Consider the following 14734-nt stretch of genomic DNA (forward strand, 5'->3'; position numbering starts at 1 on the left):
CGTGATGACAGCGCCGGCGTTCGGGGCGTTCCTGGTTGAAGCGGGTGCGTTGTTGACCGTGATGCTGCTGGCCCGGCGGTACGCACTGCAGCATGTGCCGCAGTGCTACCTGCCGCGCTGGGTGCGCGTCCGTGAACAGCGCCGTGAGCACCTGTGCCGGCTGGCCACGACGCCGGCGCTCGCGGCCACCCTCCTCGGTGTGATGCTGATCCTCATCGCGTAATTCACGACAACCCAAGGAGGACGAACGATGATCTTCATCACCGCGAAGTTCAAGGTGAAGCCCGAGGACGCCGACGACTGGCCGGACATCGCACGCGAATTCACCAGCGCTACGAGGGCCGAGCCCGGCTGCCTGTGGTTCGACTGGTCGCGCAGCCTCGACGACTCGACCGAGTACGTGCTGGTCGAGGCGTTCCGTGACGGGGACGCCGGTGGCGCACATGTGAACTCCGACCACTTCAAGGCGGCGCAGCGCGACCTGCCGCCATACCTGGTCGAAACCCCTCGGATCGTCAACTTCGAGGTCGAGGGCACCGACTGGTCACGGTTGGGCGAACTCGCCGTCGACTGACCCTGGTGCGGGTGCGTGCCTGGATCTGACACCCCTGTGGCTCGTCGGCTCGGACGTCGACGGCTCATTCGATATCAAGGAAAGGCAACTCATGAAAGCGCTCGTCTATCACGGTCCGGGGAACAAGGCGTGGGAGGACGTGCCCGAGCCGGTGTTGCAGGACCCGACCGACGCGATCGTGCGGGTCGAGACGACCACGATCTGCGGCACCGACCTGCACATCCTCAAGGGCGACGTGCCGGCGGTCACCGACGGCCGGATCCTCGGGCACGAGGGCGTCGGCGTGGTCACCGAGGTCGGCCCCGAGTGCCGGAACGTCGCGGTCGGCGACCGGGTGATCATCTCCTGCATCAGCAAGTGCATGAGCTGTGACTACTGCAAGCGCGGTCTGACCTCGCACTGCCAGACCCTCGGCGGCATCGGCTGGATCTTCGGGCACCTGATCGACGGCACCCAGGCCGAGCTGGTCCGGGTCCCGTATGCCGACAACGGCCTGATCCCGTTGCCGGACGGTGTCAGCGCGGAGCAGGGCGCGATGCTCAGCGACATACTGCCAACCGGCTTCGAGATCGGCGTTCTCAACGGCGCTGTTACCGAGGGCGATGTCGTCGCGGTGATCGGTGCCGGCCCGGTCGGGCTGGCGGCGATCATGACGGCAGCATCGCGTGGTGCCGCCAAGGTCATCGCCGTCGACGGCAACAAGTTCCGGTTGGAGGAGTCGCGTGACTTCGGGGCGACGGACACGGTGGACGTCGGTGCGGGCGGCGACGTGGTCGAGGAGCTGAAGAAGCTCAGCCGCGACGGACTCGGCGTCGATGTCGCGATCGAGGCGGTCGGCATACCAGCCACGTTCGCGACCGCGCTGGACTCGGTGCGACCCGGCGGGCACGTCGCCAATGTCGGCGTGCACGGCGAGCCGGTGACCCTGCCGATCGAGCGGGACTGGATCAACAACCTGACGATCACCACGGGTCTGGTCAACGCGACCACGGCACCCGAGCTGCTGGGTGAGATCACGGCCGGGCGGATCGACCCGGGCAAGTTCGTCACGCACCGGTTCACCTTCGACCAGATGCTCGAGGCGTACGACACGTTCGCGCGCGCCGCGGACGAGCACGCGATCAAGGTCATCATCAGCCGCGAGTCCTGAGAAGAGCGCTTCGGTGCGTGATGCGGAAGAGGTCGGCGAGGCGGAGTGGATGCGTTATGCGTTGCTGCGGATCCACCGCCTCGTCGACAAGCCGCGCGCGGACATGACCGAGGACGAGTTCACCATCTTCACGTTCGCGCAGAACGCGCTCGCGCTCGGAGACCCGGTGATCGCGGCACCGGCGCGCGGTGCCGGCGTGCGGTTGTGCCGGATCTGCCTGGCGGAGTGGACCTTTCGGTCGACCCCGGATCATGTGCACGGCTGCCCTGCCGGGAGGTCGTCCGCATCTCAGATTGAGACGGAGGACGGGGCGGTCTGAGCAATAGCATCGACTGTCCGCACTGAACCCGTTCACCGCCAGCGATCTCCTGATCGTCCTGGCAGCGACACCGCGAAGGTAGGCGCCCATGCACCAGAAGGTGAGGAATCCCACCGGGGTTCGCACCCTGGTGCCCGCCTGCATGGCAGCGGTCGCCTACATCGACCCGGGCAACTTCGGGGTCAATGTCGAGTCGGGCGCCAGCTACGGTTACGCGCTCGCGTGGGTCGTCATCGCAGCAAGCATCGTCGGCATGGTGGTGCAGTACCTCGCGGCCAAACTGGGGGCAGCCACCGGTCTCAGCCTGGCCGAGAACTGCCGGGAGCGGTGCTCCGGGCCCGTGCGGGTGCAGTTGTGGCTGGTCACCGAACTCGTCGTGATCATGACCGATCTCGCCGAACTGGTCGGCGGCGCGTTCGCGCTCAACATCCTCTTCGGCGTGCCGTTGCTCGTCGGTGCCGTGATCGTGGGTGCCGTCAGCTTCGTGGTCCTCGCGATCCGGGTGCGCGGTCATGAAGGGTTCGAGGTGCTCGTCCTGGCACTGCTGGCGATGGTGGTCATCGCGGTCCTGTGGCAGACGGTCATCGCTGGGGTGGACCTGGACCGGCTCGCCACCGAGATCGCTCCCGGGCCGATGGAGCCGTCGGCGGCGCTGCTCGCTGCCGGGATCGTCGGCGCGACGGTGATGCCGCACGCCCTGCACTTCCAGTCGGCGGTGTGCCGTCCGGTGCCGGTGGTCACGGCGGCCGGTGCGCACGGCAAGGGGGTCGGTCGCGACGGCGGGTCTGCCTCGATCGCCCGGGACCTGCGGCGCAGCGTGGTGATCGCGATGTCCGTCGTGGGGCTCGCCAACGTGGCGATCGTGCTGGCGGCGGCAGTGCTGCCGGAGTCGGCGTCCGGCGATCTCGCGGCGGCGTACGCCGCGTTCGGTGACGTCGCAGGGCACGGTGCGGCCGTGCTGTTCGCGCTGGCACTGCTCGCGTCCGGTCTCGCGTCCACGGTCGTCGGTGCCTACACCGGCCAGGTCGTGATGCAGGGGTTCCTGCGCCGGTCCTACACGGTGTGGGTGCGCCGGGTCGTCTCGCTCGCGCCGCCGCTGGTGTTGCTGGCGCTCGGACTGAACGCGACCCAGGCCCTGGTGCTCAGCCAGGTGGTGCTGTCCTTCGCGGCGCCCACCAGCCTCATCCCGCTGGTGTTGTTCACCCGGCGGCGCGCCGTGATGGGCGACCTGGTCAACCGGCCGCTCACGACGTGGGTCGCGGGCGCCGCGACGGTGCTGATCATCGCGCTCAACGCGTACGTGCTGCTGGCCCTGGTCTGAGACCACGCTCCCGTTCCCGGTATGCCGGATCCGGCACGCGCCGCGGACGGCATACCCCCTGAACGCCAGTGACGGCTCCCTCACCGACCGGACCCCGAGAACCCGGGGTCGGTCGACGGGGAAGCCGTCACGGGGTGGTGCGGTTCAGGCGGGGTCGGGCTTCGCGATCGCCGGGCCCGAGGGCTCGCCGGTGTCGAGGTCCGTCGGGTCGTAGTCCGCGTCGACGCGAGGGTCACCGGCCTCGACGAAGTAGTCGGCGACGACCGTCTCGTCCGTCCCGGCGGGCAGTTTCATCGCGTTGAACACGATCGTCAGCACGACGCCGACCAGGACGTTGATGATGACGGCGGTGAACGCGATGTAGCCGAGCTCGCCGATGACGGGGATGTTCGACAGCGAGCCACCGAAGTGCTTGGTGGCCGGGCTGGCGACCTCGTACGCCCGCCAGGTGCCGTAGACCATCGCGACTGCCCAGCCGGCGAGCAGCGCCCAGCGGTGCATCCACCGGGTGTAGAGGCCGATCACGATCGCCGGGAAGGTCTGCAGGATCCAGATGCCGCCGAGCAACTGCAGGTTGATGGCGTTCTGCTTGTCCATCGCCAGGACGAAGACGAGCGCGAACACCTTGACCACCAGCGACGTCAGCTTCGAGACCTTGGCCTCTTCCTTGACGGTCGCGTTCGGCCGGATCCATTCCTTGTAGATGTTGCGGGTGAACGTGTTGGCCGCGGCGATCGACATGATCGCGGCCGGCACCAGGGCGCCGATCGCGATGGCTGCGAACGCGACTCCCGCGAACCAGCTCGGGAACTGGTCCTCGAACAGCTGCGGGACGACCAACTGCGGGTTGGCCTTGCCGTTCAGGCCGATCGGCTTCGTTCCGGCCGCGATGGCGACCCAGCCGAGCAGGGCCAGCAGTGCCAGCACGAAGGAGTATGCCGGCAGCATCGACGCGTTCTTGCGGATCGTGTTGCGGCTCTTGGAGGACAGCACCGCCGTGATCGAGTGCGGGTACATGAACAGCGCCATCGCGGAGCCGAATGCCAGTGTCACGTACGCCCATTGGGCCTTCGGTGCCACCGTGTCGGAGAAGGTCGCGTCGGCCGGTGCCGTCGACGCGGACTTGGCGTGCACCGTGTCGAAGATGTGGTGCCAGCCGCCGATCTTGGTGGGCAGGTAGATCACCGCGATGATGATCACCAGGTAGATCAGGATGTCCTTGACGAAGGCGATGATCGCCGGTGCGCGCAGTCCGCTGGTGTAGGTGTAGGCGGCGAGCACGACGAACGCGACGAACAGCGGCGCGTCGTTGGCGAACCAGTTGCCCTTGCCGCCGATGCCGGCGACCTCGAGCACCGCCTGAATGCCCACCAGTTGCAACGCGATGTAGGGGAGTGTCGCGACGAATCCGGTGACGGAGATCGCCAGCGACAGTTCGCGGGACCCGTAGCGACCGCGGACGAAGTCACCGGCGGTGACGTAGCCGTGCCGGTGGCTGACCGACCACATGCGCGACATGAAGAAGAAGATGATCGGGTAGAGCACGATCGTGTAGGGCACTGCGAAGAAGCCGCTGACCGCACCGGCGCTGAACATCGCTGCCGGGACCGCGACGAACGTGTATGCCGTGTAGAGGTCGCCGCCCAGGAGGAACCAGGTGATCCAGGTGCCGAAGCTGCGGCCGCCGAGCCCCCACTCGTCCAGCGACTCCAGGTCCTTGCCCCGGCGCCAGCGGGACGCCATGAAGCCCATGACGGTGACGAGCAGGAAGATGACGATCAGCACGATGGTTGCCGCGACGTTCAGGCCGCCACCTGGGTGCGACGGGTTCGCCGACGCGGGAAGGAAGTTCGTCATGCGTCATCGCCTCCGGTGGTGTCGTCGGCTGCCTGGAACGGCACGTGCGGGCGAGCCTTCTGCACCAGCACGTAGGCGATCGACGTGCAGATGACGCAGAAGAAGACCAGCGCCATCTGGTACCAGATGAAGAACGGGAAGGCGCCGAGTCGCGGGCTGGTCTTGGCGTACCAACCGACGGGAACAAGCGCGATCATCGGCAGGAGAAGACAGATGCCGGCGAGGACCTGCAGGCGGCGATCCGCCGGTGGGGCCTTGTCAGGGTATTTGTGTTGAGCCATCGAGTGCGACCTCGTTCTCAGGGGGTGACGGATGCTAACCGGGAAACGCTATCGCCGCGGTGTCCGCACATGTGAGATTTTCACGCACGAAACGCCGAGAGGCGGCGCGTCCGCGCACGGTGGCCGAGCGCTGCCCTGAGTAGCGTGCGAGGTACGAGCGCGTGTCGAAGGGTAGGTCCCGGGGGACTGGGCGGTGGCCGAGCGCCGCCCTGAGTAGCGTGCGAGGTACGAGCGCGCCTATCGAAGGGTAGGTTCGGGGGACTGGGCGGTGGCCGAGCGCCGCCCTGAGTAGCGTGCGAGGTACGAGCGCGCGAATCGAAGGGTAGGTCCGACTGGGCGGTGGCCGAGTAGGTCCGGGGGAGCGAAGCGGAGGAGGACCGTATCGAGGTCCCCGCACCCGCTACTTCCGTCGCTTCTTCGCCAACCCCGGCGACAGCTCGAATCTCCCGTCGATCAACGCTTCACGTTTGGCATGGCTCCACCCGTGGAGCTTGCGCTCGAGTGCGTATGCCGTTTGGATGTCGGATGATTCGAGGCACCACACGAGTTCGACCGGCATTCGACGCTTGGTGTATGCCGATCCGAGACCCGAGTAGTGCTGCGTCATACGGAGATCGAGGTCGCGCGTGCTGCCGACGTAGTAGGTGCCGTCATTGCAGCGCAGGATGTATGTCCAAGCCATCGGGCGAGCATGTGTCCGCGTCCGAGTGGTTGGCGATGAGCGGATGCCGTGGATGTGGACGACGCGCAGCAGTTCGGTGGGATGGGGAGCAAGCCCGTGGTTCGCGCGCGACCTCGATACGCGGATTCCCCCGCTTCGCTCCTCCATCCGCTACTCGGCCACCGCAGGTGCGGTGGTTGAGCCGCCGGGGGAGCGAAGCGGAGGAGGCGAGTCGAAACCCCCGCCGCAGTATGGGTCGGGACTAGGACACCGCAGTGTGCGTCGTGATTCGGCCGCCGCAGGTGCGGTGGTTGAGCCGCCGGGGGAGCGAAGCGGAGGAGGCGTGTCGAAACCCCCGCCGCCGGCAGGTCAGCCCCACGTCGCGTGTGCGCCGGCGTCACCGGCACGCACCACGGCGACGATCGTGACCGCCGGTATGCCGAGGCGCGCCCAGCGGGCGCTGAGGGTGGCGCCGTACCTGCGCCATACCCAGTTACCCAGTGCCACGACGGTCAGCGCGATGCTCCACGGGAGGATCTGGTCGGCGAGCTGTTCGTGGCGTTGCAGCAGCGGATTCCCTGCAGTCCCACCGAGTTGGTCCGCGAGGGCGTGCCCGGCGGCCACGGTGACGGGCACGAGTGCGGTGCACAATGCGGCCAGCAACGTCGGCACGATCCCGAGCCGGGCTCGCGCAGCGGGCCAGACCGAGTGGAGGATGGTGCAGATGGCAGCGAGCGGCAGCAGGACGACAGCCGCGTGCACCAGCAGTGGGTGCGCGGGCAGGCCGCCGATCTCGTAGGCAGTGTGCATGCCGGTGACACGGTGTGCGGGCTTCGACGGTTCGATTGAACCGTTTGCGCCGCTGTTGCGTGTCAGCGGACGGAGGTGGTGATGGTCACGGACCCGGGCGTGCTCGACCAGCTGCACCGCGATCACGCGAATGCGTTGTGGGCGTATGTCGTCCGGCTGACCGGCGATCGCACGTTCGCGCAGGACGTCGTGCAGGAGACGATGCTGCGCGCGTGGCGTGAGGGGATCACCGACGAGACGGACACCCACGCGACGTCGGCCCGGGCGTGGCTGTTCACCGTCGCGCGACGATTGGTGATCGACGAGTCGCGGTCCGCGCGGCATCGCCGGGAGGTGATCGCGGACGAGTTGCCCGAGCAGCGGACCGGTGACCAGGTGGACGCCGTCTTCGACGCCGCGATGATCGTCGACGCACTCGCGTCCTTGAGCCCGTCGCACCGCGAGGTCGTCGTCCGTGCCTATTACGGCCGCGCGACGGTCACCGAGATCGCCGAGGACCTCGGCGTGCCGCCGGGAACCGTGAAATCGCGCATGCACTACGGGATGCGCGCGCTGCGGTTGGCGCTGCAGGAGAGAGGGGTGACGCGATGAACGACACACACGACGAGTTCGCCGACTGGGATGCGGCATACGTACTCGGTGCGCTGTCGACCGCCGACCGGGCTGCCTACGAGCAGCACCTGAACGGTTGCCCCGAATGTGCGCAGGCGGTGCGCGGGTTGGCCGTCATACCGGGCCTGCTCGGGAAGGTGCCGCCGGAGGACGTGCCCGGCGAGGCGGTCGATCCGCTGCCCGCCGACCTGCTGGCGCGCACCCGGCAGGCGGCGCAGGGCGAGGTCACGCAGCTGCGTCGCCGGCACCGGCGGCTCGTGTCGCTGGTGGCCGTGGCGGCGTCGGTCGTCCTGCTGATCGGCGGGCTCGGCGTCGGCGCGGTCCTGTGGTCCCAGCGCGACACCGCACCCGGCGTCGCCGTCGTGATGCACCAGGTCGAGGCGAACCCACTGCGTGCCAGCATTCACCTGCAGGACCGGGCATGGGGGACCGAGATCGAGATGAAGTGCACCTACACGTCGTCGGCAGGGTGGGGCGGCCGCGAGGTCTATGCGTTGTATGTCGTCGACGACGCCGGCCGGGCGACGTCCGTCTCGACCTGGGCGGCGGCTCCGGGCTCGACGTCCGAGCTGACCGCGGCGACCGCCGTACCCAGGGCGCAGATCGCGCACCTGCAGGTCCGCACCGCCGCAGGCAAGATCCTGCTGACCGCCAACCCGGATTGAACCATCCGCCAACGATTTTCGTGTCGTCACTACAGACACGGAATCGGAGAGAGGCAACAATGATGCGTTCGACACGAAGCCTCGCTGGGGTCGGTGCGGCGGTCCTGGTGGCTGCGCTGACGGCCTGTGGTTCGAGTGGGTCGTCGGGTGGCGAGACCCCCGCCGCGTCGTCCGGCGCTGCGACGCCAGGGGCCGGCGCTGCGACCCTCAGCCTGGTCAAGACGTCGCTGGGGTCCGTGGTGGCCGGACCGGACGGGCGCACCGTCTACATGTACGACAAGGACACCAAAGGATCCGGCAAGAGCTCCTGCACCGGTCCGTGCCTGACCGCCTGGCCACCGGTCACCGCGACCGGCACACCGAAGACGTCCGGCATCAGCGGCACGGTCGGCACGATCACCACTGCCGATGGCAAGAAGCAGGTCACCCTCGGCGGCTGGCCGCTCTACTACTACGCCGGTGACGGTGCTGCCGGAGACGTGAACGGTCAGGGAAGCCAAGGTATTTGGTGGGCGCTGACCGCGAAAGGAGTGAAGGTGACCGCGTCGCCATCCGCGGCCGGTGCGGCCGGTGGTTACGGCAACCAGGGTCGGTTCTACTGAGTCTCCGGTATGCCGATCGCGGCGTATATCACGCGATCGGCATCACGTTGTTGGGACGATGCCACCTTCGACGTTGCTGACGGCGGCAGCCAGCGCCTAGGGCTCGGCCACCGACGGCCTAGCTTGCTCGACGTGGTTCTTGCTTGTCGACCTCACCCGGTATGTGCAACTCGGCCAGGCGGCGCACAGCAGGATCGACCGGCTCGTGGGTGCGTTCGAGATCTTTCACCAGAGCCCGTGCCATCCGAATTTCGCTGGCATGCACCACGAACGGTTTCCGTTCTGCAGGTATGGTCATTGATCGCCCTCCGATTGTTGGGTGCTTCCAGTATCGTCGGGATCATTCTCGACGTCCACAGCGAGCGTTTCGTTCTCGGCCGGCAGGCTCCCCGCAACACCCTGAACGCGGTGCGTAAGGATGCGACGCGCAAGTATCCGGTCTTCTTGGCTGCCGAGGTCGGATTCGACGAGACTTGCCAGTAAGTCTTCGCCGATTCGCCATTGAGTGGGATCCACGCTCTGGAGCAGTCCGACTGCGACTGTCAACCGCTCTCTCCACTCGCTTCGTCCGTTCTGGCGTAGCGCCCGCAATGCCACGAGCGCTGGGATACCAGATCCGACAAGTGCTCCGGAGAAGACAATTCCAAGGTGGATCCAAGTCATCGCGGCGCTCTCCCGTCCATTCGGGAGATGCTGCAACGACCGACCTATGTTGCTGCTGGCTGCGTTGGCGGGCTGTGGACTGAGTGGCCGAGTTGGGTGGGCTGTGGAAGGGTGTTGGGCCGACCGGTCGCTCGTTGGGCTACCGGACGATCGTTGAGCCCAGTCGATCGTTGAGCTCGTCGAAACGCGATGTCACCTCGACAGGCTCGGCCACCACCGCCTCGACATTCGAAAGGCGAAAGGCGCCGAACCCCACCCGGGGTCCGGCGCCTTCGTCAGGCGTGAAGACGAGGCTCAGGCCTTCTTGGTCTCCCAGAAGATCTTGGCGATCTCGTCGATCTTGGCCAGCAGCTCGTCCGCGGTCGCGACGTCCCACGAGGCCTTGGTGCCGCCGGCGCCGGCGAGCTTGGTGGCCTCGTTGACCAGGGTGTGCAGCTGCGGGTACTTCTCGAAGTGCGGTGGCTTGAAGTAGTCGGTCCACAGCACCCACAGGTGGTGCTTGACCAGCTCGGAGCGCTGCTCCTTGATGATCGCCGCGCGGATCTTGAAGTCGATGTCGTCGGGCTTGTCGGCGACCTTCTGCAGGATGGCCTTGACCGACTCGGCCTCGATGCGAGCCTGGGCGGGGTCGTAGACGCCGCACGGCAGGTCGCAGTGTGCGCTGACCTCGATCGTGGGGGCGAAGATTCGGCGAAGCATGTGTTGTCCTTCCGTCGGTTGCATCGGACGTATGACGGGAGCTTGTCACCTCAAGCGGGCTTGAGGTCAACGGGTGCCAGGCCGGGCGACCGGGCTTTCACTCCTTGCATCTGAACCTACTCGGGTGCGGCGCGGCGATCGAACCCGCCCACCACATTGCGAGACCGTCGCAGGTGTGCTGCCGGGTCCTCTCAGCCGGCCTCGGAAACATCCGGCACGACGATCCTGCCGATCTCGCCGGGGTTCCAGCAGACCTCCCACCGGAAGCCGTCGGGATCGGCGAAATAGCCCGAGTAGCCTCCCCATACCCGATCCTCGGCGGGCGTAACCTCGGCGCCCGCCGTCTCGGCCTCGGCCAGCACGGCGTCGACGGCGGCCCGGTCGACCACGTTGTGCGCCAGCGTCACCGGGGGTATGCCGGCCGCCGGCCGCCCGCCGACCTCCTCGGCGAACGCGTCGGCCTGCCACAGCGACAGCACGAGGCGCTCGCCCACCTGGATCATGATGACCTCGTGGCCGTCCTCGAACGCCGGCTGCCAGCCGAGCCCGTCGACGTAAAAGCCGCGCGTGCGACCGATGTCGGCGACGGCGAGCGTGATGAACGTGACCCGTGGTTCCATGCGGACAGTCAACCAGCGACCGGCGACAGCAGGGGAGTGTCGGCCGTCAATGGTGAGGTATGCCGTCAGCGGGGAGCGGCAGAGCACGACGCCCGCCGCATGCACGACTGGCCCGGAGTCAGGTGGTGTGCAGGTACTCCTCGAGTGCGCGACGCACCACTGCGGCTTCGCCGACGCCCTCCGATTTCGCCCGCTCTATGAGGGCGGCTTTCACCTTTGCGGGAACTCGGGCATTCACCGTCGGCGATACGGTGCCAGGTGCGGACAGCGAGGGCCTACCCATCACGGCCTTGATCCGCCGTGTTCGTTCGGCTAGCTCCTCATCGGTGGCGGCCAAATCTGCTTCGGTCATTCGCGACCCGTCGGGGTTGGTGAAGCCATGCTCGTCGTGGTCGAGGTCGATGTCTCCGTCGTCGATGAATTCCAGGTCCTCCAGATCCTTGGGGTCCATTTCAGCCACCTTCCTTGGAGTTGAGCGCCGTTGGAAACACGTGCTTGACGAGGACGATTCTCTTTGGTTGATCGTGCCGTCGTCCTCGACCGTTTGTACCGGCGTGGTATTCCGGATGACGTACAGTGCTCGACCTTTCGCGATGCGATGTCTCCGAGACGACTGCGTGAACTTCAGCCGCATGACTTAATTGTGACACAAGTACGAGTTCATGTCACCCGTCACTCACGTCAGCTTCACGATGGCCGGTGCATCGCCCATTGACGCTCGAAACACCCGCTGACCCCGAAATTGCGGGGTCAACGGGCGTTTCGGCCGTCAACGGTGAGGTATGCCGTCAGCGGGGCAGGCGCAACAGCACGACCCCCAGCACATCCCGTGTAGGTATGGCGCCGACCAGCCACGAGTCCACGCCCTCGGCCGGGTTGTCGCGCTCTACCCACCAACCGTCCTCCTCGGCCCGCGTGACCCGCTTGACCGCGACCGGCCGGGGGCCGTCCGGGCCGTCGGGGAGCCGGACGACGTGCGCCCGCCCGACACGCGGGCGCACGCCATACAGCACCAGGAGGCGATCGCCGTCCACATAGGTCGGCTCCATCGACCGCCCGCGGACGATCGCGAAACCGAGCTTCACGTGGTGGCGTCGCCCGAGGAGTCCGGGACGACTTCGCCGGCAGGAGTGAGGTGCTCGTGTTGTTCGGCCAGGATCCGGGAGAGGAAGGTCTTGGTCCGCTCGTGCTTCGGGGCGCGGATGACCTCCGACGGCGGCCCCTCCTCGACCACGACACCGCCGTCCATGAACACGACCCGGTCCGCGACATCGCGGGCGAACGCGATCTCGTGCGTCACGACGATCATCGTCATCCCGTCGTCGGCGAGTTCGCGCATGACCGCGAGCACCTCGCCGACCAGTTCGGGGTCGAGCGCGGAGGTCGGCTCGTCGAAGAGCATCAGCTTCGGCTTCATCGCCAGCGCCCGCGCGATGGCGACCCGCTGCTGCTGCCCACCGGACAGCTGAGACGGGTAGTGGTCGGCGCGCTCGGCCAGGCCGACACGCTCCAGCAGCACCTTCGCCTCGGCGACGGCTTCCTTCTTGCGGACGCCGCCGACCTGCACCGGGCCCTCGATGACGTTCTCCAGGGCGGTCTTGTGCGGGAAGAGGTTGAACCGCTGGAAGACCATGCCGATCTGCCGGCGCTGCCGCGCAATCTGCTTGTCCGGCAAGCGATGCAGCGTCCCACCGGCGTCCCGCAGGCCGAGCAGTTCGCCGTCGACATACAGTCGTCCGCCGTTGAAGACCTCGAGCTGGTTGATGCAGCGCAGGAAGGTCGTCTTGCCGGAGCCGGAGGGACCGAGCAGACACACGACCTCACCCTCGGCGACCAACATGTCGATGCCCTTGAGCACCTCGACACCGTGGAAGTCCTTGTGCAGGTTGACCGATTCGACCAAAGCCGTTGACGCGTTCACATTCCACCTCCGCCGCCGCGCAGGGACAGCATTCGTGACCGGAAGGTCTGCTTGGAGCCGCCGGTGCGCACCCCGAAACCGCGTCCGAAGTGCCGCTCCATCATCGTCTGGCCGACCATCAGGATGGAGCAGACGATGAGGTACCAGATGACGGCGGCGACGAGCGCCGGCATCACCCGATAGGTCGAGTTCGCAACGGCATTCGCCTGGAAGAAGAGCTCGGTCGTCACCGGCACGGCCGACAGCAGCGAGGTGTCCTTGACCATCGCGATGGTCTCGTTGCCGGTGGGCGGCACGATCACCCGCATGGCCTGCGGCAGGATGATCCGCCGCATCGCCTTGCCGCGGCTCATCCCGATGGCGCAGGCCGCCTCGTGCTGCCCGTTGTCGACGGAAAGCAGTCCGGCGCGGGCGATTTCGGCCATGTATGCCGCCTCCGACAACCCGAGGCCGAGGATACCGACGAGGATGCCGTTGCTGACCGACTTCACGTCCAGCGTGTAGAAATGCACGCTGGTGAAAGGGATTCCGAAGTCGAGCTTCGGGTAGAGGTACAGCACCCCGACGCCGAGCACGACGAGCAGCACGTAGCGCGGCACCGCCCGGAAGAACCAGGTGAAGACGAACGACACGAAGCGCAGCACCGGGTTGGTGGACAGCCGCATGACGGCGAGGATCACGCCGAGCACGATGCCCAGGACCATCGCTCCGACGGTGCAGATGATGGTGCCCTTCACCAGGCCTTCGAGCACCGGGCGGTATTCCATGACCCGCCAGACGAAGTGCCAGTCCCACTTGGAGTTGGTGACGAAGGAGTTGATCAGCATCGCGGTCAGGACCGCGATGACGACCACGCCGACCCATTGCCACGGGTGCGGCACCGGACGGGCGTCGATCTTGCCGGGTCGCTCGGTGGCGGCCGGCTTCTCGGGAAGCGTTGTCGTGTCAGTCATTCGGCACCGCCGGGTTCGCTGCGAACATCTCCACCGCTCCGCTCTGCTGTCCCCACTTGGCCAGGATCTTCTGATAGCTGCCGTTGGTCGCCATCGCCGCGAACGCCTTGGCGATCGCCACACCGAACTTGTCCTGACTCTTCGGCAGGACGATGCCGTACGGCGCCGAACCGGTGATGTCGCCGACGGCCTGCAACTTGTCGCCGGTCTTCTTCACGGCATACAGCGCGACGGGGGAGTCGGCGGCCATGGCGTCGACCTTGCCGGCGAGCAGGTCGGTGGTGACCTTGGACTGCAGGTCCTCGACGACGGGCTTGACGTGGTCGCTCTTGCAGACGCCCTTGTTGATCGCGGCGATCTCGTCGGCCTGGGTGGTGCCGGTCTGGACGCCGACCGAGTGGCCGCACGGTTTGGTGGGGTTGAACTTCTTGGGGTTGCCCTTCTGTGTGATCCACTGGGTGCCCGCGGAGAAGTAGCTGACCATCGTCACCTGCCGTAGCCGGGCAGCGGTGATGGTGAACGACGAGGCGCCCATGTCGTACTTCCCGCCGACGATGCCCGGCAGGATGTTGTCGAACTTGGCGTTCTGGAACTTCACCTTCAGCCCGAGGCACTGCAGGGCACCGCGCAACAGGTCGATGTCCATGCCGATGATCGTCTGGCCGTCGGGGGCGAGGAACTCGTTGGGTTCGTATGACGCGTCGGACGCGACGGTGATCGTCGAACCGGGCTGGACGGTGGACGGGAGTGCGCTCTGCACTCCGCCGGAGGAACAACCGGTCGTGGCGGACTGCTGCTCGCTCGTGCCGAGCCCGAGCGACGTCGCGCCACACCCCGCGAGGAGTGAGGCGACCAGTCCACCGGCGAGCACCATCGGCCAGCCGCGCCGGGTGGCTGAGTAGCGCGAGGAGCGAGCGCGTATCGAAGCCCCCGACCTGTTACCTAACCGTCTCGACATGAAGTGTCCTTTCGAGATGTGGACGTGATGCGCCTCATCCTCCCAGCGGCGACGGCTGTGTCGTGGGT

General features: G+C 67.0%; 20 protein-coding genes. 8 read left to right on the forward strand and 12 right to left on the reverse strand.

The genetic code is table 11. The features are described 5' to 3' along the window. Positions 1 to 4: 4 nt before the first annotated feature. The 5 genes from FHU39_RS00470 (at position 5) to FHU39_RS00490 (ending at position 3364) form a co-directional block, all read left to right on the forward strand. Positions 5 to 223 (forward strand): hypothetical protein, encoded by a 219-nt coding sequence (locus FHU39_RS00470; RefSeq protein WP_183317974.1) that lies wholly within the window; start codon positions 5 to 7, stop codon positions 221 to 223. Between the two features lie 27 nt (positions 224 to 250). Beyond that, positions 251 to 574: a putative quinol monooxygenase gene (locus FHU39_RS00475; RefSeq protein ID WP_183317976.1), complete on the forward strand. Its 324-nt coding sequence runs from the start codon at positions 251 to 253 to the stop codon at positions 572 to 574. Between the two features lie 91 nt (positions 575 to 665). Beyond that, the gene (locus tag FHU39_RS00480) at positions 666 to 1724 is read left to right on the forward strand and encodes a zinc-dependent alcohol dehydrogenase family protein (RefSeq protein ID WP_183317978.1); all 1059 of its coding nucleotides are present in this window, start codon (positions 666 to 668) and stop codon (positions 1722 to 1724) included. Positions 1725 to 1737: 13 nt separating this feature from the next. Beyond that, positions 1738 to 2043 carry a hypothetical protein gene (locus FHU39_RS00485; protein WP_183317980.1) on the forward strand — a complete coding sequence of 102 codons (306 nt, stop codon included), beginning with the start codon at positions 1738 to 1740 and terminating at the stop codon, positions 2041 to 2043. An 88-nt stretch (positions 2044 to 2131) separates the two neighbouring features. Next, on the forward strand, positions 2132 to 3364 hold the full coding sequence (locus FHU39_RS00490) for an Nramp family divalent metal transporter (protein ID WP_183317982.1): 1233 nt from the start codon (positions 2132 to 2134) through the stop codon (positions 3362 to 3364). 144 nt (positions 3365 to 3508) lie between these two features. Here the strand turns inward: FHU39_RS00490 and mctP are convergent, their stop codons facing one another. The 4 genes from mctP to FHU39_RS00510 form a co-directional block, all read right to left on the reverse strand. Further along, the gene (gene mctP / locus FHU39_RS00495; RefSeq protein ID WP_183317984.1) at positions 3509 to 5221 is read right to left on the reverse strand and encodes a monocarboxylate uptake permease MctP; all 1713 of its coding nucleotides are present in this window, start codon (positions 5219 to 5221) and stop codon (positions 3509 to 3511) included. Next, the gene (locus FHU39_RS00500; protein ID WP_183317986.1) at positions 5218 to 5502 is read right to left on the reverse strand and encodes a DUF3311 domain-containing protein; all 285 of its coding nucleotides are present in this window, start codon (positions 5500 to 5502) and stop codon (positions 5218 to 5220) included. Before FHU39_RS00500 ends, mctP begins: the two co-directional genes overlap by 4 nt. Before the next feature lie 400 nt (positions 5503 to 5902). Next, positions 5903 to 6184: a GIY-YIG nuclease family protein gene (locus tag FHU39_RS00505; RefSeq protein WP_183317988.1), complete on the reverse strand. Its 282-nt coding sequence runs from the start codon at positions 6182 to 6184 to the stop codon at positions 5903 to 5905. Positions 6185 to 6532: 348 nt separating this feature from the next. Further along, positions 6533 to 6973: a DUF2231 domain-containing protein gene (locus FHU39_RS00510; RefSeq protein ID WP_183317990.1), complete on the reverse strand. Its 441-nt coding sequence runs from the start codon at positions 6971 to 6973 to the stop codon at positions 6533 to 6535. An 81-nt stretch (positions 6974 to 7054) separates the two neighbouring features. Here FHU39_RS00510 and FHU39_RS00515 point away from each other — a divergent pair, with 81 nt between their 5' ends. From FHU39_RS00515 to FHU39_RS00525, 3 genes are read left to right on the forward strand one after another with little or no spacing between them, the layout of a single operon-like run. Then, positions 7055 to 7564: a sigma-70 family RNA polymerase sigma factor gene (locus FHU39_RS00515; RefSeq protein ID WP_183317992.1), complete on the forward strand. Its 510-nt coding sequence runs from the start codon at positions 7055 to 7057 to the stop codon at positions 7562 to 7564. After that, positions 7561 to 8250, forward strand: coding sequence for a zf-HC2 domain-containing protein (locus FHU39_RS00520; RefSeq protein ID WP_183317993.1), 690 nt, complete (start codon positions 7561 to 7563; stop codon positions 8248 to 8250). The genes FHU39_RS00515 and FHU39_RS00520 overlap by 4 nt, the downstream gene beginning before the upstream one ends. 59 nt (positions 8251 to 8309) lie before the next feature. Further along, the gene (locus FHU39_RS00525) at positions 8310 to 8852 is read left to right on the forward strand and encodes a COG4315 family predicted lipoprotein (RefSeq protein WP_183317995.1); all 543 of its coding nucleotides are present in this window, start codon (positions 8310 to 8312) and stop codon (positions 8850 to 8852) included. A gap of 294 nt (positions 8853 to 9146) precedes the next feature. Here FHU39_RS00525 and FHU39_RS00530 read toward each other — a convergent pair whose 3' ends face one another. From FHU39_RS00530 to FHU39_RS00565, 8 genes are all read right to left on the reverse strand, one after another. Beyond that, positions 9147 to 9398 carry a hypothetical protein gene (locus tag FHU39_RS00530; RefSeq protein ID WP_183317997.1) on the reverse strand — a complete coding sequence of 84 codons (252 nt, stop codon included), beginning with the start codon at positions 9396 to 9398 and terminating at the stop codon, positions 9147 to 9149. Positions 9399 to 9809: 411 nt separating this feature from the next. Next, on the reverse strand, positions 9810 to 10214 hold the full coding sequence (gene sodN / locus FHU39_RS00535) for a superoxide dismutase, Ni (protein ID WP_183317999.1): 405 nt from the start codon (positions 10212 to 10214) through the stop codon (positions 9810 to 9812). Positions 10215 to 10405: 191 nt separating this feature from the next. After that, positions 10406 to 10834, reverse strand: coding sequence for a VOC family protein (locus tag FHU39_RS00540; RefSeq protein ID WP_183318001.1), 429 nt, complete (start codon positions 10832 to 10834; stop codon positions 10406 to 10408). A 118-nt stretch (positions 10835 to 10952) separates the two neighbouring features. Next, positions 10953 to 11285 carry a ribbon-helix-helix protein, CopG family gene (locus FHU39_RS00545; protein WP_183318004.1) on the reverse strand — a complete coding sequence of 111 codons (333 nt, stop codon included), beginning with the start codon at positions 11283 to 11285 and terminating at the stop codon, positions 10953 to 10955. 337 nt (positions 11286 to 11622) lie between these two features. Continuing rightward, positions 11623 to 11868 carry a S24/S26 family peptidase gene (locus FHU39_RS00550; RefSeq protein WP_343065674.1) on the reverse strand — a complete coding sequence of 82 codons (246 nt, stop codon included), beginning with the start codon at positions 11866 to 11868 and terminating at the stop codon, positions 11623 to 11625. A gap of 47 nt (positions 11869 to 11915) precedes the next feature. Continuing rightward, positions 11916 to 12755, reverse strand: a complete 840-nt coding sequence (locus FHU39_RS00555) for an amino acid ABC transporter ATP-binding protein (protein WP_343065675.1) — start codon at positions 12753 to 12755, stop codon at positions 11916 to 11918. Beyond that, a complete protein-coding gene (locus FHU39_RS00560; protein ID WP_183318006.1) occupies positions 12752 to 13708 on the reverse strand; it encodes an amino acid ABC transporter permease in 957 nt (318 codons plus the stop codon). Before FHU39_RS00560 ends, FHU39_RS00555 begins: the two co-directional genes overlap by 4 nt. Then, a complete protein-coding gene (locus FHU39_RS00565; RefSeq protein WP_246336121.1) occupies positions 13701 to 14666 on the reverse strand; it encodes an ABC transporter substrate-binding protein in 966 nt (321 codons plus the stop codon). Before FHU39_RS00565 ends, FHU39_RS00560 begins: the two co-directional genes overlap by 8 nt. Between the last annotated feature and the right edge of the window lie 68 nt (positions 14667 to 14734).

Origin of the sequence: Flexivirga oryzae, assembly GCF_014190805.1 — a bacterium.
Taxonomy (GTDB): domain Bacteria; phylum Actinomycetota; class Actinomycetes; order Actinomycetales; family Dermatophilaceae; genus Flexivirga; species Flexivirga oryzae.